Genomic DNA, 26,482 nt, shown 5'->3' with positions numbered 1-26,482 from the left:
AGTATGGCAAAGGAGTGTCAGTGGGATGATTCAGGAAGTAAGCAGGGGGGCGAAGGATATCGCCCGATTTCACGATATAAAGGTAGATCCGTTTGTCAGGGAGTTCGATATGGGCCTGGCCCGGCCATTGTCCAGGTCGGTGCGCCTGAATGGTTTTGCCACGTGCCTCAGGCTTGAGCAAGTCTATTGGGACATTCTCGGCGACATGGCCAGGGTCAATTGTTGCTCGGTCAGTGCGTTGCTCTCCTATGTTGACCGCGAGGTCCATTTGCGCCACGGCGGCGTGAAGAATTTCAGCGGCCTGGTGCGTGTTGTCTGCGTCGTGCACAGCTTGAAAGAGGGCGCCTGCGCCTCGTAACCGGGCCGAGTTCCAGCCTGCGCTGTCATACGGCTGCACAGGCTGCATTTAATGGATATAATCGCGCTCTTTGCCGCCAGGCCCGAGGTTTGCGCGGTAATCATCCGAGCGCCGAGACAACCCCATGCCGATGTACGACTATCAATGTGCTTCCTGTGGTCATCAGTTGGAAGCCATTCAAAAGATCAGCGCAGCACCGCTGGTCGACTGCCCTGCATGCCAGGCGCCTGAACTGAAAAAGATGCTCTCCATGCCGGGTTTCCGCCTCAGCGGTACCGGTTGGTACGAAACCGATTTCAAAACCGGTTCGAAGAAGAATCTGGCCGGCGGCGACAAAGCTGACTAAGTTGAACTCTACGCGCGAGTTCTTGCATCATCAGGCGCCTTATTCAGGTGCGGTGGTGCGGCAAGGCCTCCCATCGAATTTCGAATTACGAGAAGTGAAACCACTACCATGATGCGCAGCCATTATTGCGGCCAACTGAACGAAAGCCTGGAAGGTCAGGAAATTACCCTTTGCGGATGGGTCCACCGTCGTCGTGACCACGGCGGGGTGATTTTCCTCGATATCCGTGATCGTGATGGTCTGGCCCAAGTGGTGTTCGACCCGGATCGCGCTGAAACCTTCGCCGCTGCCGACCGTGTGCGCAGCGAATACGTGGTCAAGGTCACCGGCAAGGTACGCCTGCGTCCAGCCGGTGCCGGCAACGCGAACATGGCTTCGGGCATGATCGAAGTCCTGGGCTACGAGCTGGAAGTGCTGAACGAAGCGGAAACCCCGCCGTTCCCGCTCAACGAGTTCTCTGATGTTGGCGAAGAGACGCGCCTGCGTTATCGCTTCATCGACCTGCGTCGTCCGGAAATGCTCGAGAAGCTGCGCCTGCGTTCGCGCATGACCACCAGCATCCGTCGCTACCTGGACGAAAACGGCTTCCTGGACGTTGAAACACCGATCCTGACCCGTGCTACCCCGGAAGGCGCGCGTGACTATCTGGTGCCGAGCCGTACTCACGCAGGTAGCTTCTTTGCACTGCCGCAATCGCCGCAGTTGTTCAAGCAACTGCTGATGGTGGCCGGTTTTGATCGTTACTATCAGATCGCCAAATGCTTCCGTGACGAAGACCTGCGTGCCGACCGCCAGCCGGAGTTCACCCAGATCGACATCGAAACCAGCTTCCTCGATGAAAAAGACATCATGGGCCTGACCGAAGGCATGATCCGCAACCTGTTCAAGGAAGTGCTGGATCTGGAATTCGGTGATTTCCCGCACATGACCTGGGAAGAGGCCATGCGTCGTTACGGTTCCGACAAGCCGGACCTGCGTAACCCGCTGGAACTGGTGGACGTGGCCGACCAGCTCAAGGAAGTCGACTTCAAGGTGTTCAGCGGCCCGGCCAACGACCCTAAAAGCCGTATCGCCGCACTGCGCGTCCCGGGTGGGGCGAGCATGCCGCGCAGCAAGATCGACGACTACACCAAGTTCGTCGGCATCTACGGTGCCAAGGGCCTGGCGTACATCAAGGTCAACGAGCGCGCCAAAGGTGTTGAAGGCCTGCAGTCTCCAATCGTCAAGAACATCCCGGAAGCCAACCTCAATGTGATCCTGGATCGTGTTGGTGCGGTTGACGGCGACATCGTGTTCTTCGGTGCCGACAAAGCCAAGATCGTCAGCGAAGCCCTGGGCGCGCTGCGGATCAAGGTCGGTAACGACCTGAACCTGCTGACCTGCGAATGGGCACCGATGTGGGTTGTCGATTTCCCGATGTTCGAAGAGAACGACGACGGCAGCTTCACTGCCTTGCACCACCCGTTCACCGCGCCGAAGTGCACCCCGCAAGAGCTTGAAGCCAACCCGGCGACCGCTCTGTCCCGTGCCTACGACATGGTATTGAACGGCACCGAGCTGGGTGGCGGTTCGATCCGTATCCACCGCAAAGAGATGCAACAGTCGGTGTTCCGTCTGCTGGGCATCAGCGAAGCGGAACAGGAAGAGAAATTCGGCTTCCTGCTCGACGCCCTGAAATACGGCGCGCCGCCTCACGGTGGCCTGGCTTTCGGCCTGGACCGTCTGGTCATGCTGATGACCGGCGCCCAGTCGATCCGTGAAGTGATCGCGTTCCCGAAAACCCAGAGCGCTGCGTGCGTCATGACCCAGGCTCCAGGCCTGGTGGATGCCAAGGCACTGCGTGAGCTGCACATTCGTCTGCGCGAACAGCCAAAGGCTGAGTAAGGCTTGATCACAGTGGCGCATCACTCGATGCGTCACTGCATCAGAGCAGATTTTGTTGCCCGCTCGCCTTCATGGGTGTGCGGGCATTTTTTTATAGAGAGTTGTTTTAAAGAGAATTCGGAGCGAGTGTTATGGCGGGTCATTCCAAGTGGGCGAACATCAAGCACCGCAAAGAACGTCAGGATGCCAAGAAGGGCAAGATTTTCACCAAGTGGATTCGTGAGCTGACTGTCGCGGCCCGTCAGGGTGGCGGTGATCCGGGTTCCAACCCGCGTTTGCGTCTGGCGCTGGACAAAGCCCTTGGCGCCAACATGAGTCGTGACATCATTGATCGCGCAGTGGCCCGTGGCGCTGGCGCGGCCGACACCGATGACATGGTCGAACTGAGCTACGAAGGTTATGGCCCGGGTGGCGTGGCGGTGATGGTTGAATGCATGACCGACAACCGCAACCGTACCGCCGCAGCGGTGCGTCATGCGTTCAGCAAGTGCGGTGGCAACCTGGGGACCGACGGTTCGGTGGCGTACCTGTTTGAGCGCAAGGGGCAGATTTCCTTCGCGCCGGGCGTTGACGAAGACGCGCTGATGGAAGCAGCCATGGAAGCCGACGCCGATGACGTGGTGACCCACGAAGACGGTTCCATTGACGTATTCACCTCGTTCGCCGGTTTCTACACCGTGCGCAATGCGCTGGAAGCTGCCGGTTTCAAGGCTGATGACGCGGAAATCGTCATGCTGCCGACCACCAGTGCCGAGCTGGACCTGGACGGTGCGCAGAAGGTGCTCAAGCTGATAGACATGCTCGAAGACCTGGATGACGTGCAGAATGTCTACTCCAACGCGGACATTCCCGAGTCGGTGGCTGAACAGCTCGGTTAAGGGCGACTAAGATCCAGAGTGGGAGCGAGCCTGCTCGCGAACGCGGATTTTCAGGCAGCATCGTTGCTGAATATGAAACCGCTTTCGCGAGCAGGCTCGCTCCCACATTTGTTATTCGTGTATTGAATATCGTGTTTTTACTTAACCCGCAGGCGTTATGACTTTAATTCTTGGCATCGACCCCGGTTCGCGCATTACCGGCTATGGCGTGGTCCGCGATACCGGTCGTGGCTGCGTGTACGTGGCCTCTGGCTGCATTCGTACCGGCTCCGGCGAGTTGCACGAACGTCTGCAAATCGTCTATCGCGGCGTGCGGGAAGTCATCCAGACCTACGGCCCGGTGACCATGGGCATTGAAAAGGTCTTCATGGCGCGTAACGCCGATTCTGCCCTCAAGCTGGGGCAGGCACGCGGTGCCGCCATTGTTGCGGGTGCCGAAGAAAGCCTGGAAATCGCCGAGTACACGGCAACTCAAGTGAAACAAGCTGTGACCGGAACCGGCGCGGCGAATAAAGAGCAGGTGCAGATGATGGTCATGCACATGCTGAAACTGACCAGTAAACCGCAAATCGATGCCTCGGACGCCCTGGCTATCGCCATTTGCCATGCCCACACCCGCTCCAGTCTGTTACCCCATGGCCTAGGGACAGCACGCAGTCGTGGCGGTCGCCTTCGCCTCTGATCTGATAGCATCAGCCCACTCATTTTGTTCGCTGAGCGTTTTGCGCCTGTCCTGTCGGCCACCACGCTCAATTTGTGAATCGTCAGCCGTCTCTGGCCAACGCTTAAGGATTTGAAACGTGATTGGACGTTTGCGCGGCACCTTGGCTGAAAAACAGCCGCCGCACCTGATTCTCGATGTAAACGGCCTGGGCTATGAGCTGGAAGTGCCGATGACCACTCTCTACCGACTGCCGTCGGTCGGTGAACCGATCACTTTGCACACCCATCTGGTCGTGCGCGAAGACGCCCAGTTACTCTATGGCTTCATCGGCAAGCGTGACCGGGACTTTTTCCGTGAGCTGATCCGGTTGAACGGCGTAGGGCCGAAACTGGCGCTGGCGCTGATGTCGAGCCTGGAAGTCGATGAGTTGGTACGTTGCGTGCAGGCCCAGGATACCTCGGCCCTGACCAAGGTTCCGGGCGTCGGCAAGAAGACGGCCGAGCGTTTGCTGGTGGAGCTCAAGGACCGCTTCAAGGCATGGGAAGCTGTGCCAAGCATGTTCGCGCTGGTGCCGAATCAGCCTGACGCCCCGGCACAACCTGTGGCGTCGGCTGAAAGTGATGCGGTCAGTGCGTTGATTTCCCTGGGCTACAAACCGCAGGAAGCCAGCAAGGCAATTTCTTCCATCAAGGAGAAGGGCTTGAGCAGTGAAGACCTGATTCGTCGTGCCCTGAAGGGAATGATTTAAGTGATTGAAGCTGATCGTCTGATCGCCGCCACGGGCGGCCCTCGTGACCGCGAAGAAGTCCAGGACCGGGCGATTCGTCCGGTCAGCCTGGCCGAGTACATCGGCCAGCCGACCGTTCGCGAGCAAATGGAGTTGTTCATCCAGGCTGCCCGTGGGCGCAATGAATCCCTCGATCACACGCTGATCTTCGGCCCGCCGGGCCTGGGTAAAACCACGCTGGCCAACATCATTGCCCAGGAAATGGGTGTGTCGATCAAAAGCACCTCGGGACCGGTTCTTGAACGGCCGGGTGACCTGGCGGCATTGCTGACCAATCTCGAGCCCCATGATGTGCTGTTCATCGACGAAATCCACCGTTTGTCGCCCATCGTCGAAGAAGTGCTGTACCCGGCGATGGAGGACTTCCAGCTCGACATCATGATCGGCGAAGGACCGGCGGCACGCTCGATCAAACTCGACCTGCCACCGTTTACCCTGGTCGGCGCGACCACTCGCGCCGGGATGCTGACCAACCCGTTGCGCGACCGTTTCGGGATTGTCCAGCGCCTGGAGTTCTACAGCACCGCGGACCTGGCTACGATTGTCAGCCGTTCGGCGGGTATTCTGGGGCTGCCGCTGGACCCGGAAGGGGCGTTCGAGATTGCTCGCCGGGCGCGCGGCACGCCGCGAATCGCCAACCGCTTGCTGCGCCGGGTGCGCGACTTCGCCGAAGTCCGCGCCAAGGGCCACATCACCAAGCCGATTGCCGACCTGGCGCTGAACCTGCTGGATGTCGACGAGCGCGGCTTCGATCATCAGGACCGGCGTCTACTGTTGACCATGATCGAGAAGTTCGATGGCGGTCCGGTCGGGGTGGACAGTCTCGCGGCGGCCATCAGCGAAGAACGACACACCATCGAAGACGTGCTTGAGCCTTATTTGATTCAGCAGGGCTATATCATGCGAACCCCGCGCGGGCGCGTGGTGACCCGGCATGCGTACCTGCATTTTGGTTTGAACATTCCATCGCGCATGGGCGAGATGCCCGTGGTAGACGAGTTTCTCGACGCGGTGGACGATTAATAGACGGTCTGCGCCGATTTATTCGGGTTTTGTGCGGTCCTAGGTGGCTGTCGCGACCCTTCCCTGGCAGGAAAGGCGCAGAAGAATGAAAAACAGTTGCCTGGCCGGATTGGCAACCTGAGGAGTAAGCACTAGAGTATGCGCGCGCAAAACGGGCTAGAGTCGTTCGCACATCGTTGTCGCGTTTATTACGAGGACACCGATGCCGGCGGCATCGTGTATTACGTTAATTACCTCAAGTTTATGGAACGGGCTCGAACCGAGCGGCTTCGTGAACTGGGCTTTGCCCAGTCGCAGCTTGCCGGGGAGGACCTGTTGTTCGTTGTGCATTCCAGCGAAGCGCGCTACCACGCGCCGGCGCGACTGGACGACGAGCTTTTGGTAAGTGCACAAGTAATCGAATTGAACCGTGCCAGCCTGCGCTTTAAACAGCAGGTCAGGCGGGCTACGGATAATGTGCTGCTCTGCGAAGGGCAGTTTTTGGTGGCCTGCGTGCGCACCGACAGTTTGAAACCCCGGGCCATTCCCGAAGCTCTACGTGCGGCTTTTGCCGACGTGAGCGGCGCGGGTACACACTCAGAGCAGGAGATAAAGCGTGGAAGCTAACGTCGTCGACCATTCCTCCATGTGGAGCCTGGTCAGCAATGCCAGCGTTGTTGTGCAGTTGGTAATGCTGACCCTGGTAGCCGCATCGGTGACCTCATGGATCATGATCTTTCAGCGCAGCAATTTGCTGCGTGCCGGTCGACGCGCCCTGGAGAGCTTTGAAGAGCGCTTCTGGTCGGGTATCGACCTGTCCAAACTCTACCGCCAGGCGGGCAGCAACCCGGACCCGGACTCGGGCGTCGAGCAGATTTTCCGTGCCGGCTTCAAGGAGTTCTCCCGTCTGCGCCAGCAGCCTGGCGTTGACCCCGAAGCGGTCATGGAAGGCGTGGCACGTGCCATGCGCGTGGCCATCTCCCGTGAAGAAGAAAAGCTGGAGCAGAGCCTGCCGTTTCTGGCCACTGTTGGCTCCGTCAGCCCGTACATCGGTCTGTTCGGTACGGTCTGGGGCATCATGAACTCCTTCCGCGGCCTGGCCACTGCCCAGCAAGCGACCCTCGCCACTGTGGCGCCAGGTATTGCCGAGGCACTGATCGCTACCGCTATCGGCCTGTTCGCAGCAATTCCCGCAGTAATCGCTTACAACCGTTTCGCCGCTCGCAGCGAAACGCTGATCAGCCGTTACTACACCTTCGCCGATGAATTCCAGGCGATCCTGCACCGCAAAGTGCACACCAGCGAAGAATAAGCAGGTAATTCCCAATGGCTTTAATCGCTCGAGCTCGCAAAAAGCGCAAGCCGGTTGCCGAGATGAACGTGGTGCCCTACATCGACGTGATGTTGGTACTGCTGGTCATCTTCATGGTGACCGCGCCGATGCTCAATCAGGGCGTGAAGGTTGATCTGCCCAAGGTTTCCAGCGAAGCCTTGCCGCAGGACAACAACACCCAGGTCCTGACCATTTCGATCAAGTCTGACAAGACCTATTACTGGAACCTTGGCAGCGAAGTCGACACCGAAAAGCAGCAAGACAAGGCCATGACCTTGCCACAGATGACCGACGCGGTGACCAAGATCATTCGCGCCGGCAACGAAGGCGGCAAGCACACCCAGGTGTTCATTCGCGGCGACAAAACCGTCGATTACGGCTCCGTCATGGGGGCCATGGGCGGGTTGCAGAAGGCCGGAGTCGGTAATGTTGGCTTGATTACCGAGGCGCCCTGATGCAGCAACAACGAGAGCCAACAGCCTCGGAAAGCTACTTCTGGCCTAGTGTCTGGGCGATTGGCTTGCACGTGCTGGTGTTCGGCATGCTGTTTGTCAGTTTTGCCCTGACGCCGGAGTTGCCGCCGGCCAAGCCGATTGTCCAAGCGACCCTGTACCAACTGAAATCGAAAAGTCAGGCGACCACCCAGACCAATCAGAAGATTGCGGGTGAGGCGAAGAAATCTGCCGCGCGCCAGACCGAAGTCGAACAGATGGAACAGAAAAAGGTCGAGCAGGAAGCGGTGAAGGCTGCGGAACAAAAGAAAGAAGAAGCGGCTCAAAAGGCCGAGGAAGCCAAAAAAGCTGACGAGTCCAAGAAAGCGGATGAGGCAAAGAAGGCTGACGAAGCCAAGAAAGCCGATGAAGCCAAAAAGACTGCGGAAGCCAAAAAGGCCGAAGAGAAACAATTGGCTGATGTAGCCAAGAAGAAAGCCGAAGAAGAAGCCAAGAAAGAAGCTGAAGAAGAGGCCAAGAAAAAGGCTGCTGAAGAAGCGAAGAAGAAAATCGTCGAAGACGCGAAGAAGAAAGCCGCCGAAGACGCCAAGAAGAAAGCTGAAGCAGACGAGGCGAAGAAGAAAATCGCCGAGGACGCGAAGAAGAAAGCGGCTGCCGATGCTGCGAAGAAAAAGTCGCAGGAAGCAGCACGTAAATCCGCTGAAGAGAAAAAGGCCCAGGCCCTGGCAGATTTGCTTTCCGACACGCCGCAGCGTCAGCAGGCCTTGGCCGATGAGCAGGGCGATGAAGTCGCCGGCAGTTTTGACGATCTGATTCGTGCTCGTGCAGCGGAAGGCTGGGCTCGTCCTCCTTCAGCCCGCAAAGGCATGACGGTTGTGCTGCAAATAGGCATGTTGCCTGATGGTACGGTGACTTCGGTCAGCGTGGCCAAGTCCAGTGGTGATGGTCCGTTTGACGCTTCGGCTGTTGCGGCGGTCAAGAACATTGGTCGATTGACAGAAATGCAGGGAATGAAACCGAGCGATTTTGCTCCCTATCGTTCATTCAAGATGACATTCACACCTGAGGATCTAGCCTTGTGAGAAACCTTCTTCGAGGAATGCTTGTCGTTATTTGCTGCCTGGCAGGGATAGCGGCGGCGGATGAAAAAAACATTCTGGTCACCAGCGGCAGTGATCGGGCAACGCCGATCGCGGTAGTACCGTTCGGCTGGCAGGGCGGCAGCGTACTGCCGGATGACATGGCGGAAATCATCGGTAACGACCTGCGCAACTCGGGTTACTACTCGCCGATTCCAAAGCAGAACATGATCAGCCTGCCCACCCAGGCCAGCGAAGTCATCTACCGTGACTGGAAGGCCCTGGGCGCCCAGTACATCATGGTCGGCAGCATCGTTCCGGCCGGCGGTCGCCTGCAGGTGCAGTACGCACTGTTCAACGTCGCTACCGAACAGCAAGTGCTGACCGGCAGCGTGTCGGGCAGCGTTGATCAACTGCGCGACATGTCGCACTACATCGCGGACCAGTCGTTCGAAAAACTCACCGGTATCAAAGGTGCGTTCTCGACGCGGATGCTCTACGTGACAGCCGAGCGCTTCTCCGAGAAGAACACGCGCTACACGCTGCAACGTTCCGACTATGACGGTGCGCGCGCCGTGACCTTGCTGCAATCGCGTGAGCCGATCCTGTCGCCGCGTTTCGCGCCCGACGGCAAGCGCATTGCCTATGTGTCGTTTGAACAGAAGCGTCCGCGCATCTTTGTTCAGCACATCGACACCGGTCGCCGTGAGCAAATCACCAACTTCGAAGGCCTGAATGGCGCTCCAGCCTGGTCGCCGGATGGTTCTCGCCTGGCTTTTGTACTGTCCAAGGACGGTAACCCGGATATTTATGTGATGAATCTGGGGTCGCGTCAGATCAACCGCGTGACCGCAGGTCCTGGCATTAATACCGAGCCTTTCTGGGGTAAAGACGGGTCGACCATCTACTTTACGTCCGACCGTGGCGGTAAACCGCAGATCTACAAAACCAGCGCAAGTGGCGGCGGGGCTGAGCGCGTGACGTTTATCGGTAACTACAACGCCAACCCGAAGCTCTCGGCTGACGAAAAGACGCTGGTGATGATTCACCGGCAGGAAGGCTTCACTAATTTCAAGGTGGCGGCTCAGGATTTGCAGCGCGGAAGTGTAAAAATCCTTACAGATAGCACACTTGATGAGTCACCTACTGTTGCGCCCAACGGCACCATGGTAATCTACGCCACCCGCCAGCAGGGCCGGGGAGTCTTGATGCTCGTGTCCATTAATGGACGCGTAAGGCTCCCGCTTCCTACCGCTCAAGGCGAAGTCAGAGAACCTTCCTGGTCCCCTTACCTGAACTGACGCGGCGCTACACGTTTTACTTAACACATTGGGGTTCATTAGGAGTTTCACGATGGAAATGCTGAAGTTTGGTAAGTTTGCTGCGCTGGCTCTGGCCATGGCTGTAGCTGTAGGTTGCTCGTCCAAAGGCGGCGACAATGCCGGTGAAGGCAATGTTGATCCAAACGCTGGTTACGGCGCTAACACTGGTGCTGTTGATGGCTCCCTGAGCGAAGAAGCTGCTCTGCGCGCAATCACCACCTTCTACTTCGAATACGACAGCTCGGACCTGAAGCCAGAAGCCATGCGCGCTCTGGACGTTCACGCCAAAGACCTGAAAGCAAACGGCGCTCGCGTTGTTCTGGAAGGCAACACCGACGAACGTGGTACTCGTGAGTACAACATGGCACTGGGCGAGCGTCGTGCGAAAGCCGTTCAACGCTACCTGGTACTGCAAGGTGTTTCCCCAGCTCAGCTGGAACTGGTTTCCTACGGCGAAGAGCGTCCAGTTGCTACCGGCAACGACGAGCAGTCCTGGGCTCAAAACCGTCGCGTCGAACTGCGTAAGTAATTCGTCATGCGAACGTGCCGTCGTGCTGTAACTGTTTTGGCTCTCAGCCTCGCGCCGCTTGCGGCGTGGGCTGCGGTTCCTGTGGTCGATGACAACTCCGGTTATAACAATAGCGGGAGCAGTTATCCGCCTGCGGGTTACGGTACGAACGGCGCCTATGCCGGGGGAGGGGTTTCGGCCCCTGTCTCGGCACAGGGCGAGCTGTTCAACCAACTGCAACAAATGCAGGAACAGATTTCGCGCCAGCAGGGTGTGATCGAAGTTCTGCAAAACGATGTTTCGCGCATGAAGCAGGAAAGCCTGGAGCGATACCAGGATCTTGATCGGCGCATTGGATCCGGCGGTGCTCCTGCCGTGGCTCCTGAAAATTCTTCTGCCGGTGGCGATATGAATGCCGCCGGTGCAGCAGCAGGCGCGGGTGCAGCTACCCAGGCGCCAGCCGCCAGCAGCGAACCGGGTGACCCGGCGAAGGAAAAGCTCTATTACGATGCTGCCTTCGACCTGATCAAAGCCAAGGATTTCGACAAGGCCAGCCAGGCTTTTTCGGCATTCCTGCGTAAATACCCGAACAGCCAATACGCGGGCAATGCTCAGTACTGGTTGGGTGAAGTGAACCTGGCCAAAGGCGACCTGCAAGGTGCAGGCCAGGCGTTCGCCAAGGTTTCGCAGCTGTATCCCAAGCACGCCAAAGTGCCGGACTCGCTGTACAAGCTCGCTGATGTAGAGCGTCGACTGGGTCATACCGACAAGGTCAAAGGCATTCTGCAACAGGTGGTTGCCCAATACCCGGGGACTTCCGCCGCTCAGTTGGCCCAACGCGATCTGCAGCGCATGTAAGCCTGCTTGACCCGTTTACAAGAAACCCGCGCTAGTCGCGGGTTTTTTCGTTAGAATTCACGCCCTTTTTATGAAACACCGCTTTTTGGGGTCTACGCGTTGGCGGGGTTCCAGAAAGTGCCTGACGGAGGCGGACAGCCTGTTTAGCTGTTACGCCCGTGGCGACTATGCAAGACACATTGAGAATTACCGAAGTTTTTTACTCGTTGCAGGGTGAAACGCGCACTGCCGGGCTGCCTACAGTATTTGTACGCCTGACCGGTTGCCCACTGCGCTGTCAATACTGCGACAGTGCCTATGCGTTCAGCGGCGGCACCATCAGGCCCCTCGACGATATCCTTGAGCAGGTTGCAGGCTTCAAGCCCCGTTACGTCTGCGTGACGGGCGGCGAGCCGCTGGCGCAACCCAATGCGATTCCTCTGCTTAAGCAATTGTGTGACGCCGGTTACGAAGTGTCGCTGGAAACCAGTGGCGCTTTGGATATCAGTGCCGTCGATCCACGGGTCAGCCGAGTGCTCGATCTGAAAACGCCAGGGTCGAAAGAGGCCCATCGCAACCTTTATGAGAACATCGAGCTGCTGACGCCAAACGATCAGGTCAAGTTCGTGATCTGTTCTCGTGAAGACTATGATTGGGCGGTGTCCAAGCTGATTCAGTACGGCCTCGACCGGCGTGCTGGTGAAGTCTTGTTTTCACCGAGCCACCATGACTTGAATGCACGCGACTTGGCTGACTGGATTGTCGCGGACAATTTGCCGGTGCGTTTGCAATTGCAGCTGCATAAATATCTTTGGAATGACGAGCCGGGGCGCTGAAATGACGGAACAACTTAACACTGCTGAAAAACGTGCGGTCATCCTGCTGTCCGGTGGCCTGGACTCGGCGACTGTCGTGGCCATGGCTCGCGCAGAAGGTTACACCTGCTACACCATGAGCTTCGATTACGGCCAGCGGTCCCATGCCGAGTTGCACGCCGCCGCGCGCGTCTCCCGAGACCTGGGCGCGGTTGAGCATAAAGTGATTGGTATAAACCTGAACGGTATTGGCGGTTCGGCGTTGACTGACAGCAGCATCGACGTGCCTGAGGTTGCTGGTGAAGGTATTCCGGTGACTTACGTCCCTGCACGCAACACGGTGTTTCTATCCCTGGCGCTGGGCTGGGCCGAAGTGCTGGGAGCGCGTGACATCTTCATCGGCGTAAACGCGGTGGATTATTCCGGATACCCGGATTGCCGTCCCGAGTTCGTCGAGGCGTTCGAGCGTATGGCTAATCTGGCGACCAAGGCCGGAGTAGAGGGGAATGGTTTCCGCATCCAGGCGCCTTTGCAGAACCTGAGCAAGGCCCAGATCGTTCAGGCGGGCGTGAAGCTCGGTGTCGACTATGGCCTGACGGTGTCCTGCTATCAGGCGGACGATAACGGCTATGCCTGCGGCAAATGCGACAGCTGCCGTTTGCGTGCCGAGGGCTTCGCGGCGGCCGGTATCAGCGATCCAACACCTTATTTTTGATTTATTTTAAATTAGGTGTTGAATAGTCCTTAAAAATCAGTATTATACGCGCACCACACAGCGGGTCGTTAGCTCAGTTGGTAGAGCAGTTGGCTTTTAACCAATTGGTCGTAGGTTCGAATCCCACACGACCCACCATTTTTGGCGGTTTAGAAAATCCGGAAGGCCCACGTAAGTGAGGATTTCCGGGTTTTTTTTTGCCTGAAATTTGAGCCTGGCTCAAGCGGGCTGTTCCATCGCGTGACGCAGGTCAGAATGATCTTTTGCATCCGAGGGATATTCTGTAGCCTTGCGCAGCTTCAACACTGTCTGTGCCTGATGAATACTCACTCTCCCGGCGGTACCCCGAGTGGTCCGGAGCCGGGTGTATACTCGACTTTCGCGCGAAAGCGCCCGCAGGTCTTGCGATCATGACGCAAATTTCCGAACGCCTTCTGGTACAAGCCCACCTCGACGCCAAGCAGCCCAAGCCGCTGAGTGCTGAAGAGCAGGCTCATTACCGCGCTGCCATCGCCGCTGAGCTCAAGGCTCAGGATGCGGTGCTGGTTGCCCACTTCTATTGCGACCCGATCATTCAGGCCCTGGCTGAAGAAACCGGTGGCTGCGTTTCCGATTCTCTGGAAATGGCTCGCTTCGGCAATGCTCACCCGGCCAAGACCGTTGTGGTCGCCGGCGTGAAGTTCATGGGGGAAACCGCCAAAATCCTCAATCCCGAAAAGCGCGTGCTGATGCCAACTCTGGAAGCGACCTGCTCGCTGGACTTGGGTTGTCCGGTGGAGGAGTTCTCGGCGTTTTGCGATCAGCACCCCGAGCGCACGGTGGTGGTGTATGCCAATACCTCGGCAGCGGTGAAGGCGCGGGCGGATTGGGTGGTAACCTCCAGTTGTGCACTGGAAATCGTCGAGAGTCTGATGGATAACGGCGAGACGATCATCTGGGGGCCGGACAAACACTTGGGCACTTACATTCAGCGCAAGACCGGCGCTGACATGCTGCTCTGGGACGGTGCCTGCATCGTTCACGAAGAGTTCAAGGCCAAGCAGTTGGAAGACATGAAGGCGCTGTACCCGGATGCTGCCATCCTGGTGCACCCTGAGTCGCCGACGGCGGTGATCGAGTTGGCTGACGCGGTAGGCTCCACCAGTCAGTTGATTGCCGCTGCGCAAAGCCTGCCGAACAAAACCCTGATCGTGGCGACCGACCGCGGCATTTTCTACAAAATGCAGCAGCTGTGCCCGGACAAGGTCTTTATCGAGGCGCCAACCGCCGGTAATGGCGCGGCGTGCCGCAGTTGCGCGCATTGCCCATGGATGGCGATGAACACCCTTGAGCGCACGTTGCAGTGCCTGCGTGAAGGCTCGGGCGAGATTTTTGTCGACCCGGCACTGATCCCGCAGGCGATTCGCCCGCTCAAGCGCATGCTCGACTTCACAGCGGCGGCGCGGATGAAGCTGGCAGGCAACGCCTGATCGCGATTATTCAGCGCATACAAAAACGCCCCGATCATTCGGGGCGTTTTTGCATCTGGGGAGTTATTTTTTCTTCTTCGGGATCCGTACCAGTTGGCTGTCGGAATAGATGTCGTGCCAGCTGCGTTTCTGTTTGTCGAAGAGCATCCAGAAGAAACCCAGGCCGGCGCACAGCAGGGAGGCGATCGACACCACAAAGCGCAGTAGCGCTTGCCACAGGCTGATGGCCGAGCCGTCGGCGTTCTGGACGCGGATGCACCACACCTGCATGCCCAGCGTCTGCCCCGACCAGGTCCAGAACCTGGCGAAGAAGCCAAACAGCACAAACAGCAGAATGGTCGAGAACAGTGGGTCGCCGTCCAGTGCGCCCGCGTCGGTCATGGCGCGCATTCTTTCTTCGCCGAGGATTGCCATCTGCACCATCTTGTAGAGGCCGCCCGTCACGATGAGTAGTGCGGTGCACAACAGAAAATCATAGAACATCGCGGCCAGGCGACGACCCAGGCCGGCGACGGGAAATTCGCCCTGGGGGTTGAGCAGGTGTTTCGACATGGCACGGCTCTCGGAGAAAAAGAAGCCATTTTACGGAATTACGCGCATAAAAAAGCCCCTGATGTCAGCATCAGGGGCTTTTTGCCGCAGAAGATCAGCCTTCTGCTTGTACTTCGTCAGCCTGCATGCCTTTTTGGCCCTGCACAGCGATGAAGGTGACTTTCTGGCCTTCTTTCAGGCTCTTGAAGCCGTTGCCTTGAATGGCACGGAAATGCACGAACAGATCCGGGCCGCTTTCTGGAGTGATAAAACCAAAACCTTTCTCGTCGTTAAACCACTTGACGGTGCCGCTCTGACGTTGGGACATTTCTTATTTCCTTTGACGCAAAAATTGATGACAGCCTCTTTCTCATGAAAGAGTACTGGGGCTGGTTGCAGGAAAGTAGAAAGACGTCGAACGGGTTGTAGCAAACTTGTTGGCTACTGCCCAGGTCACGATTCCAAGCGACCCATGCAAACACAGTGAACAAACTCTACGCCAACTACGGGAGAAAAAACAAGCCCCCGCGAAGCCCCGGTTTTACTCAGGTTGCGGGTACTTAGTGAGTCCGTTATGGCGGACTTATGCGATAGCGTTGTTCAATTGTTTTCGATCGTTATAAGTAAGGTTCATATTCGAAACGGCGCACTGTTTTATGGCGGTTGCGTTACAGATTAGTGCACGCTTAACGCAACCGCGTTACTTATAGGAACAGTCAATCAACCACGATAGTAGCGTTGTGGAACAAATGGCATTTTGCTTACAAGCAAAGGCACCTTTTTCCCACGCACTATTGCCCAAACTTGGGTATCCAGTGCCATGTAGGCGCTGTCGAGGTAACCCATGGCCAAAGGGCCGCCCAAGGTGGGACCGAAGCCGCCGCTGCACACGGTGCCGATGATTTCACCTGCATCGTTGACGATTTCTGCGCCTTCGCGAACCGGCGTGCGTTCCTGCGGCAACAAGCCGACGCGTTTGCGGCTGACACCGTTCTGCTGTTGTGCGAACACGGTTTCGGCACCCGGGAAACCACCCGCACGCACACCCTCGGCACGGCGCGGCTTGGAGATGGCCCACAGGAGGCTGGCTTCAATCGGCGTGGTCTCGGTGTTCATGTCGTGGCCATAGAGGCACAGGCCGGCTTCCAGGCGCAGTGAGTCGCGGGCGCCGAGGCCGATGGCGGCGACTTCCGGCTCGGCCAGCAGGGCGCGGGCAAGGGCTTCAGCGTTGGCGGCCGGCACGGAAATTTCGAAACCGTCTTCGCCGGTGTAGCCCGAACGGCTGACGAAGCAGTCGATGCCCAGCAGCGTCACACGGGCGAACTGCATGAATGTCATCTTCGCAACGGCAGGTGCCAGGCGCGCAAGCACGGTGACCGCTGCCGGACCTTGCAGGGCAAGCAGGGCGCGTTCTTCAAACAGTGGCTCGATGCTGCACTGAGCGCCAATGTGCGTGCGCAGGTGTGCCAGGTCCTGATCCTTGCAGGCGGCGTTGACCACCAGGAACAGTTCGTCGTTGCCCAGGTTGGCGACCATCAGGTCGTCGAGGATGCCGCCGTTTTCGTTGGTGAACATCGCATAGCGTTGCATGCCTACCGGCAAGTCGATGATGTCCACTGGTACCAGGGTTTCCAGGGCCTTGGCAGCATTGGCGCCGGTCAGGTGGATCTGGCCCATGTGCGAAACATCGAACAACCCGGCCTGATCACGAGTGTGCTGGTGTTCTTTCATCACGCCCAATGGGTACTGCACCGGCATGTCGTAGCCGGCGAACGGCACCATGCGGGCGCCGAGTTCGAGGTGCAGTGCGTGGAGCGGGGTTTTCGACAGTTGTTCGGTGGACATGCGTAGCTCCTTGAAAATGTGGTTCGGGATCAGGATCAAAAGCCCCTCACCCCAGACCTCTCCCGGAGGGAGAGGGGGCTAGTTACGTTCTCTCCCGCAAGAGAGAAGAAAAATCAGTGATCAGCATTCGATAATGTTGACCGCAAGACCGCCACGGGCGGTCTCCTTGTATTTGCTTTTCATGTCGGCGCCGGTCTGGCGCATGGTACGGATGACCTTGTCCAGGGAGACAAAGTGCTGACCGTCGCCGCGCAGGGCCATGCGTACCGCGTTGATGGCTTTGACCGAGCCCATGGCGTTGCGCTCAATGCACGGCACTTGCACCAGCCCGCCAATCGGGTCGCAGGTCAGGCCAAGGTTGTGTTCCATGCCGATTTCGGCGGCGTTCTCCACCTGCTGCACGGTCCCGCCGAGGACTTCGCACAGGGCACCGGCTGCCATGGAGCACGCCACGCCGACTTCACCCTGACAGCCGACTTCCGCACCGGAGATCGAGGCGTTTTCCTTGTACAGAATGCCAATGGCAGCGGCGGTCAGCAGAAAGCGCACCACGCCGTCGTCATTGGCGCCGGGGATGAAGCGCATGTAGTAATGCAACACCGCCGGAATGATCCCGGCCGCACCGTTGGTGGGCGCCGTGACCACGCGCCCGCCGTTGGCGTTTTCTTCGTTGACCGCCAGTGCATACAGGTTGACCCAGTCCAGCACCGACAGCGGATCGCGCAGTGACGATTCGGGGTTCTTGCACAGTTGTCGATGCAGTGCCGCCGCACGGCGCTTGACCTTCAGGCCACCAGGCAGGATGCCTTCGTTGCGGCAGCCGGCGGCGACGCAGTCCTGCATCACTTGCCAGATTTTCAGCAGCCCGGCGCGGGTTTCGGCTTCGGGACGCCAGGCACTTTCGTTGGTCAGCATCACCTGGCTGATGGACAGCCCATAGGTGGCGCAATGCTCGAGCAGGTCCTTGGCGCTTTTGAACGGGAAGGTCAGGGGCGTGGCGTCTTCGACGATGCGGTCGGCGCCGGCGGCGTCTTCATCGACCACGAAACCGCCGCCTACCGAGTAGTACTCGCGGCTACGAATCTGGATGCCAGCAGCGTCAAAGGCGCGAAAGATCATGCCGTTGGGGTGATAGGCCAATGGCTTGCGGATCATCGCCAGGTGGAGTTTTTCATTGAATTCGATGATGTGCTCACTGAGCAGGTTCAGGCGGCCGCTGCTGCGAATTTCATGCAGGCGGGCGGCGATGTTCTCGGTGTCCACGGTGTCCGGGTGTTCACCTTCCAGGCCCAGCAACACAGCCTTGTCGCTGCCGTGGCCTTTACCGGTGGCGCCGAGCGAGCCGTAAAGCTCGACTTTGACGCAGGTGGTGTCTTTGAGCAGGTTTTCACGGCGCAACCCTTCGACGAAGCGCGCAGCGGCACGCATCGGGCCGACAGTGTGGGAACTGGAGGGGCCGATGCCAATCTTGAACAGGTCGAACACGCTTAACGACATGGTTGTTCTCCGGTTTCTTGTTATAGGTATTAGCGGAATCTGAGGCTTGGCACAGATCCCTGTGGGAGCGGGCTTGCTCGCGAAGGCGGTGTGACAGACAGCACATTTGGTGGCTGACACACTGCCTTCGCGAGCAAGCCCGCTCCCACAAGGGATATGTGGTGTTGTCGATAGTGGGGCGAGCGAACCCGCCCCCCACATTTTTAAGCGTAGCTTTCGATCGACGGGCAGGCGCAGATCAGGTTGCGGTCGCCGAACACGTTGTCGACCCGGCCGACCGGTGGCCAGTACTTGCCTTCGATCAACGACGCCACTGGATACACCGCTTGCTCACGGCTGTAGGGATGGCTCCACTCGCCGACGATTTCGGCCGCGGTGTGCGGGGCGTTTTTCAGCGGGTTGTCGTCCTTGTCCAGGGTGCCGTTTTCCACTGCACGGATTTCTTCGCGGATGCGAATCATGGCGTCGCAGAAGCGGTCCAGCTCTTCTTTTGATTCGCTTTCGGTCGGCTCGATCATCAGCGTGCCGGCCACCGGGAACGACATGGTCGGGGCGTGGAAACCGAAATCGATCAGGCGCTTGGCGACGTCTTCGACGCTGATGCCGCTGCTGTCTTTCAACGGGCGCAGGTCGAGGATGCATTCGTGGGCGACCAAACCGTTGCTGCCGGTGTAGAGAACCGGGTAGTGCTCTTCGAGGCGACGGGAAATGTAGTTGGCGTTGAGAATCGCCAGTTGCGAAGCACGCTTGAGGCCCGCGCCGCCCATCATCCGAATGTACATCCAGGTGATCGGCAGAATACTCGCGCTGCCAAACGGTGCTGCGCAGACTGCGCCTTCCTTGCGTTCCATGGCCGCGTGCCCCGGCAGGAACGGCGTCAGGTGGGATTTCACGCCAATCGGGCCAACGCCCGGGCCGCCACCGCCGTGGGGGATACAGAAGGTTTTGTGCAGGTTCAGGTGGGATACGTCGCCGCCGAACTTGCCCGGCGCACAGAGACCGACCATCGCATTCATGTTGGCGCCGTCGATGTACACCTGGCCGCCGTTGTCATGAATGATCCCGCAGATTTCGCGGATGCCTTCTTCGAACACGCCGTGGGTCGAGGGGTAAGTGATCATCAGTGCGGCGAGGTGTTCGCGGTGCTCGATGGCTTTGGCGCGCAGGTCTTCGATGTCGACGTTACCGCGTGCATCGCAAGCCGTCACGACCACCCGCATGCCAGCCATGTTGGCGGTGGCCGGGTTGGTGCCGTGGGCCGACGAGGGGATCAGACAGATGTCGCGACGTTCTTCGCCACGGCTCTGGTGATAGGCGCGGATCGCCAAGAGACCTGCGTATTCACCCTGGGAGCCGGCGTTCGGTTGCAGCGAGATCGCGTCGTAACCGGTAGCGGCGCAAAGCATCGCTTCCAGTTCATCGGTCAGTTGCTGGTAACCGGCGCTTTGCGCAGGCGGAGCGAATGGGTGCAGGGCACCGAACTCGGCCCAGGTCACCGGGATCATTTCGCTGGCGGCGTTGAGTTTCATGGTGCACGAGCCCAGCGGGATCATGGTGCGATCCAGGGCCAGGTCCTTGTCGGCGAGCTTGCGCAGGTAGCGCATCAGCTCGGTTTCCGAATGATAACGGTTGAACACCGGGTGGCTGAGGATCGGCGATTGACGCACCAGCGCGGTCGGGATCGTGCTTTGAACGGAGGCGGCAAGGGCGGCGAAACCTGGCAGCGCTTTGCCATCCGCCAGAAGACCCCACAGGGTTTCGACATCGGCCTGGTTGGTGGTTTCGTCCAGGGACAGGCCCAGGCGTTCACTGTCGACCACACGCAGGTTGATGCGCTGGGTGTGGGCCTTGTCGTGCAGCGCAGCGGTTTGCGCGCCGGTTTTCAGGGTCAGGGTGTCGAAGAAGCTTTCTTGCTCAACCTCAAGGCCCAGCGCGCTCAAGCCTTTGGCAAGGATCGCGGTCAGGTGATGAATGCGGTTGGCGATCTGTGTCAGGCCTTTGGGGCCGTGGTACACGGCGTACATGCTGGCGATGTTGGCCAGCAGTACTTGGGCGGTGCAGATGTTGCTGGTGGCTTTCTCGCGGCGGATATGTTGCTCGCGGGTCTGCATGGCCAGGCGCAGGGCCGGCTTGCCGAAGCGGTCCACGGAGACACCGACCAGACGGCCAGGCATGTCGCGCTTGAACGCATCGCGGGTGGAGAAGTATGCCGCGTGCGGGCCACCGAAGCCCAGCGGGACGCCGAAGCGTTGGGCGCTGCCGATGGCCACGTCGGCACCGAACTCGCCCGGCGGGGTCAGCACGGTCAGGGCCAGCAGGTCTGCGGCTACGGCCACCAGTGCGTTGGCGGCGTGGAGGCGTTCGGTCAGTTCGCGGTAATCGAACAGCTCACCGTTGCTCGCCGGGTATTGCAGCAGGGCACCGAAGAAGGCGCTGACGTCGGTCAGTTCACGCTCGTCGCCGACCACCACGTCAATGCCCAACGGCTCGGCACGGGTGCGCAGCACGTCGAGGGTTTGCGGGTGGCAATGGACGGAGGCGAAGAACGCATGGCTGCTTTTGTTCTTGCTCAGGCGTTTGCAGAAGGTCATGGCTTCGGCAGCAGCGGTGGCTTCGTCGAGCAGGGAAGCGTTGGCGATCGGCAGGCCGGTGAGGTCGCTGATCAGGGTCTGGAAATTCAGCAGTGCTTCGAGGCGACCCTGGGAGATTTCTGGCTGGTACGGGGTGTACGCGGTGTACCAGGCCGGGTTCTCCAGCAGGTTGCGCAGGATCGGCGACGGCGTGTGGCAGTTGTAGTAGCCCTGGCCGATGTAGGTCTTGAACAGTTGGTTCTTGGCGGCGATGGCTTTGATCGACGCCAGGGCGTCGGCTTCGCTCAAACCAGCGCCCAGGTCCAGCACGCTGGTGCCTTTGATGCTGTCGGGGATGACGCTGGCGCTCAGGGCTTCCAGGGAGTCAAAGCCCAGGCTGTTGAGCATGGCTTGCTCGTCGCCAGAGCGCGGGCCGATGTGGCGCGCGATGAATTCGTTGGCGGTGCCCACATTTACAGAAACAGGAGGTACTTGAGTCATGTCGGCGCTCCTCAGGCTTCGGCTTGGGCTTTGATCAGGCGGTCGTAGGCGTCCTGATCCAGCAGTTGACCGACAGCGGCGGCATCGGCCGGGATGAAGCGGAAGAACCAGCCTTCACCCAGTGGCGCTTCGTTGACCAGCTCCGGGTTGCCTTCGAGCGCCGAGTTGGTTTCGACCACTTCACCGGTCAGCGGCATGTACACGCCGCTGGCGGCTTTTACCGATTCAACGGTGGCGGCTTCTGCGCCTTGCTCGTAGGTCTGCAGTTCCGGCAGTTGCACATACACCACGTCGCCCAGGGCGTTCTGTGCGAAGGCGGTGATGCCGACGGTCACGCTGCCGTCAGCTTCGGTGCGCAGCCATTCGTGATCTTCAGTAAAACGCAACTCGCTCATGGAAACTCCTCGGGGGCCAGATTCGTCTGGTGGACGCGATTGAATGCTCGTGCAGGGCAGAGCTGTTATGGATAAAGACATAGCAAAAACGCGGCCAATGTTTTTTATTCTTTATAAATCAATGAGTTAATTCGTTTTGTGGCTGTGGTGTAAGGCGGGGCTGTAGCGAAAACGCTACAGCGCGGGGCCGAGAGAAAAGACGAGGGGGATCAAAGCCTTGCGTAGCGCAGGCGAAACGGCTATGTATCGAAATCGTTCCGCTGTAGCGCTTTCAGTACAGATGCAGGTCGTTTTTGAAGTGAGTCATGCAGTAGTGGCTAACCCTGTGGGAGCGGGCTTGCTCGCGAATGGCGCGCCACGGTCATTCAGATACACCGCGTTATCGTTCTTCGCGAGCAAGCCCGCTCCCACATTTGACGCGTCAGGTTCAGGCCTTGCCGGGAATGCCGTATTTGCGCAGCCGGTGGGCGATGGCGGTATGGGAGGTTTGCAGGCGGCTGGCCAGTTGGCGGGTCGAGGGGTAGTTGACGTAGAGCTTTTCCAGCAGGGTTTTCTCGAAGGTTTCCATGGCTTGTTCGAGGCTGTCGACGTCGGTGTCGCTCTGGCGCGCCACGGAGGTGCCGGCGATGTCCAGGTCGCCGATGTCCACCAGGCTGCTTTCGCAAATGGCGGCGGCGCGGAAGATCACGTTCTGCAATTGCCGTACGTTCCCCGGCCAGCGGTTGCCGAGCAGGGCCGGGTAAGTGCCGGGCGCCAGGCGGCAGACCGGGCGCTGGATTTGCGCGCAGGCCTGCTGCATGAAGTAGCGCGCCAGCAACAGGATGTCCTGGCCGCGCTCACGCAGCGGCGGCACGGCGACGTTAAGCACGTTGAGGCGATAGAACAGGTCTTCGCGGAAGGTGCCTTCGCTGACCATTTTTTCCAGGTCACGGTGGGTTGCACTGAGGATCCGCACGTTGACCTTGACCTCACGGTCGCCGCCCACGCGCCGGAAGCTGCCGTCATTGAGAAAGCGCAGCAACTTGGCTTGCAAGTACGGCGACATTTCGCCGATCTCGTCGAGAAACACCGTGCCTTGGTTGGCCAGTTCCATCAGCCCCGGTTTGCCACCGCGTTGAGCGCCGGTGAAAGCGCCGGGGGCGTAGCCGAACAGCTCGCTTTCGGCGAGGTTCTCCGGCAATGCCGCGCAGTTCAATGCCAGGAACGGCGCACTGTGCCGGGCACTGATGGCGTGGCAGGCGCGGGCCACCAGTTCTTTGCCGGTGCCGGTTTCGCCCTGAATCAGCAGCGGCGCATCCAGCGCCGCCACCCGTTGCGCACGGGCCTTGAGGGTGCGGATGGCGGCAGATTCACCGAGCAGCGCATCAAAACCTTCAGCGTGGTCATGGTGCAACGCCGACAGTTGCTCACCGATGCGGTTTGGCTGGTACAGGGTTAGCAGGGCGCCGGCATCGGTGATGGGCGTGGCATCGAGCAGCAAGGTCTGGCCGTTGACGGTGATTTCGTGCAACGGCAAGCGAAAGCCCTGCTCCAGCAAGGTGTCCAGCAACGTCGGGTCGGCAAACAGCTCGGCGACGCTTTCCCCGGCCGGTTCGCGGCCATACAAGGCAATCAGTGCCGGGTTGGCCAGCAACACGTTGCCGGCGCTGTCGAGGGCCAGCACCGGGTCGGTCATCGCCGCCAGCAGTGCGTCGAGTTGCAGGTGTCGACGTTGACCGGGAAGGATGTCGACCACCGTCACCGCTTGCACGCCGCGCACGCTGAACAACGCATCGCGCAGTTCGTCGAGCACCTGGGGACTGAGGGTCGGGGCGTCGATGTAGACGTTGGGTGGAACCATTTCCACCGCATCCAGGTTGAGATTGCGCCCGCCGAGCAAGGCCAGGACTTCCTGGGTGATGCCGACGCGGTCGATGAAGCTGACGTGGATACGCATGGGGCGGTTCAGTGTTCTGGAATGCGGAGGGTGGCCAGTATGCCTTGGAGGAGGGGGGCAGGTGAAATTCGCAATCAAATTGTAGGAGCAAAGCTTGCTCGCGATGAACGATAACGCGTTGTATCAGTGACACCGCGGTGCCTGCATCGCGAGCAAGCTTTGCACCTACAGGTTATGGGTTATTCCAGGTGTTCGGGTTTGACCGGGTCGCCGGGTTTCACATCGAGTTGTCGGCGGACGTCTTCGAACATCTTGTCGTAGTAGCCGTGCATGGCACGGATGTCGGCGGTTTTCGGGATGCCGTACTTGACCCCGATATGGAAAGCTTCACTGGCAAAGTTGTAAGCCATGTCTTTGGGCAGGGTGAAGCTTTCCTTGAAGTCCTTGTTGTTGATTTGCCCATGCATGGTGAACTGCATGGCTGGGCCTTCCTTGGGATCGTGGATGACTTCATAGTCGATCTTGATGTCGTACCCAAAATCGCCAGGCTGCAACGGTGCGCGATGGATGTGCAGGTGACCGGGCTCGAACGTGGCCATAGGCATTTCTCCTTCAAGGCATGAAGAAAGGGCAGGCGCCGGGCCCGCCCCGAGGTTCTTATAGCAAGCGTCTTACAGGTAGGTGATGCCAGGTTGTGCCGTGCTGATGCGGGTACCGGCCTTGCCCTGGACAATCGCTTCGATGTCCGAGAGTGAACCGATGACCGCGACTTTGCCAGTGTTGCGGGCGAACTCGCAGGCGGCCTGGACTTTCGGGCCCATGGAGCCGGCAGCAAAGCCGAGTTTTTCCATTTCGTCGGGGTGAGCCTGGGCAATGGCTTTCTGGGTGGGCTTGCCGAAGTCGATGAAGGCTGCGTTGACGTCGGTGGCGATCACCAGCAACTCGGCATCCAGCTGTTCGGCCAGCAGCGCCGAGCACAGGTCTTTGTCGATCACCGCTTCGATGCCCTTGAGCTTGCGGTTTTCGTCGTACATGGTTGGGATGCCGCCACCGCCGGCGCAAATCACGATGCTGCCTTTGTCCAGCAGCCACTTGATCGGGCGGATTTCGAAGATGCGTTTGGGTTTCGGGCTGGCCACCACGCGGCGGAATTTGTCACCGTCCGGGGCAATCACCCAGCCTTTTTCAGCCGCCAGCGCTTCGGCTTCGACCTTGGAGTAGACCGGGCCGATAGGCTTGGTCGGGTGCTTGAAGGCCGGGTCGTTGGCGTCGACTTCCACCTGGGTCAGCAGGGTTGCGAACGGCACTTCGAAGTCCAGCAGGTTGCCCAGTTCCTGTTCGATGATGTAGCCGATCATGCCTTCGGTTTCGGCGCCGAGCACGTCCAGTGGGTAAGGGGAAACCGAGGTGTAGGCTGCTGCTTGCAGCGACAGCAGGCCGACTTGCGGGCCATTGCCGTGTGCGATCACCAGTTGATTGCCGGGGTGAATCTTGGCGATCTGTTCGGTGGCGATCCGGATATTGGCGCGTTGATTGTCCGCGGTCATGGGTTCACCACGGCGCAGAAGGGCGTTACCGCCCAGTGCAACGACGATACGCATAATGCAGTCCTTCTAGACAGAGAGGTTGCGGGCGACGCGGTCTCCCTGTCGGAACCGGCCTGAGTGTGGGAGCGGGCTTGCTCGCGAAAGCGGTGTGTCAGTCGACATCAATGGTGCATGTCAGTCCGTCTTCGCGAGCAAGCCCGCTCCCACATTGACCGTGTTCCGTTAGTGGGAGCCGGGTGTGCCGTTAGATATCAGCCAGTGCCGACACCAAAATCGCCTTGATGGTGTGCATGCGGTTTTCCGCTTGCTCGAAGGCGATGTTGGCCGGCGACTCGAAGACGTCTTCGGTGACTTCTACGCCGTTGGCCAGGTGCGGATAACGTGCGGCGATGTCCTTGCCGACCTTGGTTTCGCTGTTGTGGAACGCCGGCAGGCAGTGCATGAATTTCACCCGTGGGTTGCCCGAGGCTTTCATCATTTTCGCGTTGACCTGGTACGGCAGCAGTTGCTCGATACGTTCGTCCCACGCTTCGACCGGCTCACCCATCGATACCCAGATATCGGTGTGGATGAAGTCCACGCCCTTGACCGCTTCTTTCGGGTCTTCGGTGATGGTGATGCGGCCGCCACTTTCTTCGGCGAAGGCTTTGCACTGATCGATGAAGTCCTGATGTGGCCAGAGCGCTTTCGGCGCGCCGATGCGCACGTCCATGCCCAGTTTCGCGCCGATCATCAGCAGCGAGTTGCCCATGTTGTAGCGGGCATCGCCCAGGTAGGCGTAGCTGATGTCATGCAGCGGCTTGTCGCTGTGCTCGCGCATGGTCAGGGTGTCGGCGATCATTTGGGTCGGGTGGAATTCAGCGGTCAGGCCGTTGAACACCGGCACGCCGGCGAACTTCGCCAACTCTTCGACAATTTCCTGCTCAAAGCCACGGTATTCGATGGCGTCGAACATCCGGCCCAGAACGCGGGCGGTGTCTTTCATGCTTTCCTTGTGGCCGATTTGCGACGACACCGGGTCGATGTAGGTGACGTGAGCCCCCTGGTCGTGGGCGGCCACTTCGAAGGCGCAACGGGTGCGGGTCGAAGTTTTTTCGAAGATCAGCGCGATGTTCTTGCCTTTGAGGTGCGGCTGTTCGGTGCCGGTGTACTTGGCGCGTTTCAGGTCGCGGGACAGGTCCAGCAGGTAGTGCAGCTCGCGATTGGTATGGTGCATCAGCGAGAGCAGGCTGCGGTTGCGCATGTTGAAAGCCATTTTGGATCTCCTTAGG

27 protein-coding genes and 1 tRNA gene are annotated in these 26,482 nt (G+C 59.2%); 18 read left to right on the top strand and 10 right to left on the bottom strand.

All coding sequences use genetic code 11. From position 1 onward, the window contains the following. Positions 1-25: 25 nt before the first annotated feature. From AC1Z1G_RS20505 to nadA, 18 genes are all read left to right on the top strand, one after another. Positions 26-358: a ribbon-helix-helix domain-containing protein gene (locus AC1Z1G_RS20505; RefSeq protein ID WP_483622171.1), complete on the top strand. Its 333-nt coding sequence runs from the start codon at positions 26-28 to the stop codon at positions 356-358. A 124-nt stretch (positions 359-482) separates the two neighbouring features. Further along, entirely contained in the window at positions 483-704 is a 222-nt protein-coding gene (locus tag AC1Z1G_RS20500) for an FmdB family zinc ribbon protein (RefSeq protein ID WP_010457489.1), read from the top strand. 108 nt (positions 705-812) lie between these two features. Beyond that, positions 813-2,588, top strand: coding sequence for an aspartate--tRNA ligase (gene aspS, locus AC1Z1G_RS20495; RefSeq protein WP_483622167.1), 1,776 nt, complete (start codon positions 813-815; stop codon positions 2,586-2,588). A gap of 131 nt (positions 2,589-2,719) precedes the next feature. Continuing rightward, complete coding sequence (locus AC1Z1G_RS20490) at positions 2,720-3,466, top strand: YebC/PmpR family DNA-binding transcriptional regulator (RefSeq protein ID WP_347901651.1); 747 nt, start codon at positions 2,720-2,722, stop codon at positions 3,464-3,466. 157 nt (positions 3,467-3,623) lie between these two features. After that, on the top strand, positions 3,624-4,148 hold the full coding sequence (gene ruvC / locus AC1Z1G_RS20485; protein ID WP_008147379.1) for a crossover junction endodeoxyribonuclease RuvC: 525 nt from the start codon (positions 3,624-3,626) through the stop codon (positions 4,146-4,148). Between the two features lie 118 nt (positions 4,149-4,266). Beyond that, entirely contained in the window at positions 4,267-4,878 is a 612-nt protein-coding gene (gene ruvA / locus AC1Z1G_RS20480) for a Holliday junction branch migration protein RuvA (RefSeq protein WP_483622165.1), read from the top strand. Beyond that, the gene (ruvB, locus tag AC1Z1G_RS20475; RefSeq protein ID WP_347901649.1) at positions 4,879-5,940 is read left to right on the top strand and encodes a Holliday junction branch migration DNA helicase RuvB; all 1,062 of its coding nucleotides are present in this window, start codon (positions 4,879-4,881) and stop codon (positions 5,938-5,940) included. It begins immediately after the preceding gene. Between the two features lie 138 nt (positions 5,941-6,078). Next, positions 6,079-6,546 carry a tol-pal system-associated acyl-CoA thioesterase gene (gene ybgC, locus AC1Z1G_RS20470; protein ID WP_347901648.1) on the top strand — a complete coding sequence of 156 codons (468 nt, stop codon included), beginning with the start codon at positions 6,079-6,081 and terminating at the stop codon, positions 6,544-6,546. Next, entirely contained in the window at positions 6,536-7,231 is a 696-nt protein-coding gene (gene tolQ, locus AC1Z1G_RS20465; protein ID WP_483622162.1) for a protein TolQ, read from the top strand. Before ybgC ends, tolQ begins: the two co-directional genes overlap by 11 nt. 23 nt (positions 7,232-7,254) lie before the next feature. Next, a complete protein-coding gene (gene tolR, locus AC1Z1G_RS20460) occupies positions 7,255-7,707 on the top strand; it encodes a protein TolR (protein WP_347906261.1) in 453 nt (150 codons plus the stop codon). Next, positions 7,707-8,786: a cell envelope integrity protein TolA gene (tolA, locus tag AC1Z1G_RS20455; RefSeq protein ID WP_483622160.1), complete on the top strand. Its 1,080-nt coding sequence runs from the start codon at positions 7,707-7,709 to the stop codon at positions 8,784-8,786. Before tolR ends, tolA begins: the two co-directional genes overlap by 1 nt. Continuing rightward, positions 8,783-10,084, top strand: a complete 1,302-nt coding sequence (tolB, locus tag AC1Z1G_RS20450; RefSeq protein ID WP_437128129.1) for a Tol-Pal system beta propeller repeat protein TolB — start codon at positions 8,783-8,785, stop codon at positions 10,082-10,084. The genes tolA and tolB overlap by 4 nt, the downstream gene beginning before the upstream one ends. A gap of 52 nt (positions 10,085-10,136) precedes the next feature. Continuing rightward, on the top strand, positions 10,137-10,634 hold the full coding sequence (pal, locus tag AC1Z1G_RS20445; RefSeq protein WP_347901645.1) for a peptidoglycan-associated lipoprotein Pal: 498 nt from the start codon (positions 10,137-10,139) through the stop codon (positions 10,632-10,634). 6 nt (positions 10,635-10,640) lie between these two features. Next, a complete protein-coding gene (ybgF, locus tag AC1Z1G_RS20440) occupies positions 10,641-11,471 on the top strand; it encodes a tol-pal system protein YbgF (RefSeq protein WP_483622157.1) in 831 nt (276 codons plus the stop codon). Positions 11,472-11,638: 167 nt separating this feature from the next. Beyond that, complete coding sequence (queE, locus tag AC1Z1G_RS20435; protein ID WP_483622155.1) at positions 11,639-12,286, top strand: 7-carboxy-7-deazaguanine synthase QueE; 648 nt, start codon at positions 11,639-11,641, stop codon at positions 12,284-12,286. Between the two features lies 1 nt (position 12,287). Continuing rightward, positions 12,288-12,980, top strand: a complete 693-nt coding sequence (queC, locus tag AC1Z1G_RS20430) for a 7-cyano-7-deazaguanine synthase QueC (protein ID WP_483622153.1) — start codon at positions 12,288-12,290, stop codon at positions 12,978-12,980. A gap of 62 nt (positions 12,981-13,042) precedes the next feature. Next, a tRNA-Lys gene (locus AC1Z1G_RS20425) sits at positions 13,043-13,118 on the top strand. A 272-nt stretch (positions 13,119-13,390) separates the two neighbouring features. After that, positions 13,391-14,449: a quinolinate synthase NadA gene (gene nadA, locus AC1Z1G_RS20420; RefSeq protein ID WP_347901641.1), complete on the top strand. Its 1,059-nt coding sequence runs from the start codon at positions 13,391-13,393 to the stop codon at positions 14,447-14,449. Positions 14,450-14,512: 63 nt separating this feature from the next. Here nadA and AC1Z1G_RS20415 read toward each other — a convergent pair whose 3' ends face one another. From AC1Z1G_RS20415 to AC1Z1G_RS20370, 10 genes are all read right to left on the bottom strand, one after another. Continuing rightward, entirely contained in the window at positions 14,513-15,001 is a 489-nt protein-coding gene (locus AC1Z1G_RS20415) for an RDD family protein (protein ID WP_483622151.1), read from the bottom strand. A gap of 94 nt (positions 15,002-15,095) precedes the next feature. Beyond that, positions 15,096-15,308 carry a cold-shock protein gene (locus AC1Z1G_RS20410; protein ID WP_007931076.1) on the bottom strand — a complete coding sequence of 71 codons (213 nt, stop codon included), beginning with the start codon at positions 15,306-15,308 and terminating at the stop codon, positions 15,096-15,098. A 392-nt stretch (positions 15,309-15,700) separates the two neighbouring features. Continuing rightward, on the bottom strand, positions 15,701-16,825 hold the full coding sequence (gene gcvT / locus AC1Z1G_RS20405; protein WP_483622148.1) for a glycine cleavage system aminomethyltransferase GcvT: 1,125 nt from the start codon (positions 16,823-16,825) through the stop codon (positions 15,701-15,703). Positions 16,826-16,945: 120 nt separating this feature from the next. Continuing rightward, a complete protein-coding gene (locus AC1Z1G_RS20400; protein ID WP_483622146.1) occupies positions 16,946-18,322 on the bottom strand; it encodes an L-serine ammonia-lyase in 1,377 nt (458 codons plus the stop codon). 203 nt (positions 18,323-18,525) lie between these two features. Then, positions 18,526-21,393, bottom strand: coding sequence for an aminomethyl-transferring glycine dehydrogenase (gcvP, locus tag AC1Z1G_RS20395; protein WP_483622144.1), 2,868 nt, complete (start codon positions 21,391-21,393; stop codon positions 18,526-18,528). A gap of 11 nt (positions 21,394-21,404) precedes the next feature. Beyond that, on the bottom strand, positions 21,405-21,788 hold the full coding sequence (gcvH, locus tag AC1Z1G_RS20390) for a glycine cleavage system protein GcvH (protein WP_483622142.1): 384 nt from the start codon (positions 21,786-21,788) through the stop codon (positions 21,405-21,407). Positions 21,789-22,215: 427 nt separating this feature from the next. Then, positions 22,216-23,724, bottom strand: a complete 1,509-nt coding sequence (locus AC1Z1G_RS20385) for a sigma-54-dependent transcriptional regulator (RefSeq protein ID WP_483622140.1) — start codon at positions 23,722-23,724, stop codon at positions 22,216-22,218. 179 nt (positions 23,725-23,903) lie between these two features. Then, complete coding sequence (locus AC1Z1G_RS20380) at positions 23,904-24,263, bottom strand: DUF5064 family protein (RefSeq protein ID WP_483622138.1); 360 nt, start codon at positions 24,261-24,263, stop codon at positions 23,904-23,906. Between the two features lie 72 nt (positions 24,264-24,335). Continuing rightward, a complete protein-coding gene (gene arcC / locus AC1Z1G_RS20375; protein ID WP_483622136.1) occupies positions 24,336-25,265 on the bottom strand; it encodes a carbamate kinase in 930 nt (309 codons plus the stop codon). A 190-nt stretch (positions 25,266-25,455) separates the two neighbouring features. Continuing rightward, entirely contained in the window at positions 25,456-26,466 is a 1,011-nt protein-coding gene (locus AC1Z1G_RS20370; RefSeq protein ID WP_483622134.1) for an ornithine carbamoyltransferase, read from the bottom strand. Positions 26,467-26,482: the final 16 nt, after the last annotated feature.

The organism is Pseudomonas sp. JL27(2026) (genome assembly GCF_056933555.1).
This window is presented reverse-complemented; position numbering and strand designations above follow the sequence as displayed.

What these genes read in the sequence shown, in the direction of transcription:
- AC1Z1G_RS20505 (WP_483622171.1), top strand. Translation starts at nt 26, where the DNA reads ATGATTCAGGAAGTAAGCAGGGGGGCGAAGGATATCGCCCGATTTCAC.
- AC1Z1G_RS20500 (WP_010457489.1), top strand. Translation starts at nt 483, where the DNA reads ATGCCGATGTACGACTATCAATGTGCTTCCTGTGGTCATCAGTTGGAA.
- aspS (WP_483622167.1), top strand. Translation starts at nt 813, where the DNA reads ATGATGCGCAGCCATTATTGCGGCCAACTGAACGAAAGCCTGGAAGGT.
- AC1Z1G_RS20490 (WP_347901651.1), top strand. Translation starts at nt 2,720, where the DNA reads ATGGCGGGTCATTCCAAGTGGGCGAACATCAAGCACCGCAAAGAACGT.
- ruvC (WP_008147379.1), top strand. Translation starts at nt 3,624, where the DNA reads ATGACTTTAATTCTTGGCATCGACCCCGGTTCGCGCATTACCGGCTAT.
- ybgC (WP_347901648.1), top strand. Translation starts at nt 6,079, where the DNA reads ATGCGCGCGCAAAACGGGCTAGAGTCGTTCGCACATCGTTGTCGCGTT.
- tolA (WP_483622160.1), top strand. Translation starts at nt 7,707, where the DNA reads ATGCAGCAACAACGAGAGCCAACAGCCTCGGAAAGCTACTTCTGGCCT.
- pal (WP_347901645.1), top strand. Translation starts at nt 10,137, where the DNA reads ATGGAAATGCTGAAGTTTGGTAAGTTTGCTGCGCTGGCTCTGGCCATG.
- ybgF (WP_483622157.1), top strand. Translation starts at nt 10,641, where the DNA reads ATGCGAACGTGCCGTCGTGCTGTAACTGTTTTGGCTCTCAGCCTCGCG.
- queE (WP_483622155.1), top strand. Translation starts at nt 11,639, where the DNA reads ATGCAAGACACATTGAGAATTACCGAAGTTTTTTACTCGTTGCAGGGT.
- queC (WP_483622153.1), top strand. Translation starts at nt 12,288, where the DNA reads ATGACGGAACAACTTAACACTGCTGAAAAACGTGCGGTCATCCTGCTG.
- nadA (WP_347901641.1), top strand. Translation starts at nt 13,391, where the DNA reads ATGACGCAAATTTCCGAACGCCTTCTGGTACAAGCCCACCTCGACGCC.
- AC1Z1G_RS20415 (WP_483622151.1), bottom strand. Translation starts at nt 15,001, where the DNA reads ATGTCGAAACACCTGCTCAACCCCCAGGGCGAATTTCCCGTCGCCGGC.
- AC1Z1G_RS20410 (WP_007931076.1), bottom strand. Translation starts at nt 15,308, where the DNA reads ATGTCCCAACGTCAGAGCGGCACCGTCAAGTGGTTTAACGACGAGAAA.
- gcvT (WP_483622148.1), bottom strand. Translation starts at nt 16,825, where the DNA reads ATGTCCACCGAACAACTGTCGAAAACCCCGCTCCACGCACTGCACCTC.
- AC1Z1G_RS20400 (WP_483622146.1), bottom strand. Translation starts at nt 18,322, where the DNA reads ATGTCGTTAAGCGTGTTCGACCTGTTCAAGATTGGCATCGGCCCCTCC.
- gcvP (WP_483622144.1), bottom strand. Translation starts at nt 21,393, where the DNA reads ATGACTCAAGTACCTCCTGTTTCTGTAAATGTGGGCACCGCCAACGAA.
- gcvH (WP_483622142.1), bottom strand. Translation starts at nt 21,788, where the DNA reads ATGAGCGAGTTGCGTTTTACTGAAGATCACGAATGGCTGCGCACCGAA.
- AC1Z1G_RS20385 (WP_483622140.1), bottom strand. Translation starts at nt 23,724, where the DNA reads ATGCGTATCCACGTCAGCTTCATCGACCGCGTCGGCATCACCCAGGAA.
- AC1Z1G_RS20380 (WP_483622138.1), bottom strand. Translation starts at nt 24,263, where the DNA reads ATGGCCACGTTCGAGCCCGGTCACCTGCACATCCATCGCGCACCGTTG.
- arcC (WP_483622136.1), bottom strand. Translation starts at nt 25,265, where the DNA reads ATGCGTATCGTCGTTGCACTGGGCGGTAACGCCCTTCTGCGCCGTGGT.
- AC1Z1G_RS20370 (WP_483622134.1), bottom strand. Translation starts at nt 26,466, where the DNA reads ATGGCTTTCAACATGCGCAACCGCAGCCTGCTCTCGCTGATGCACCAT.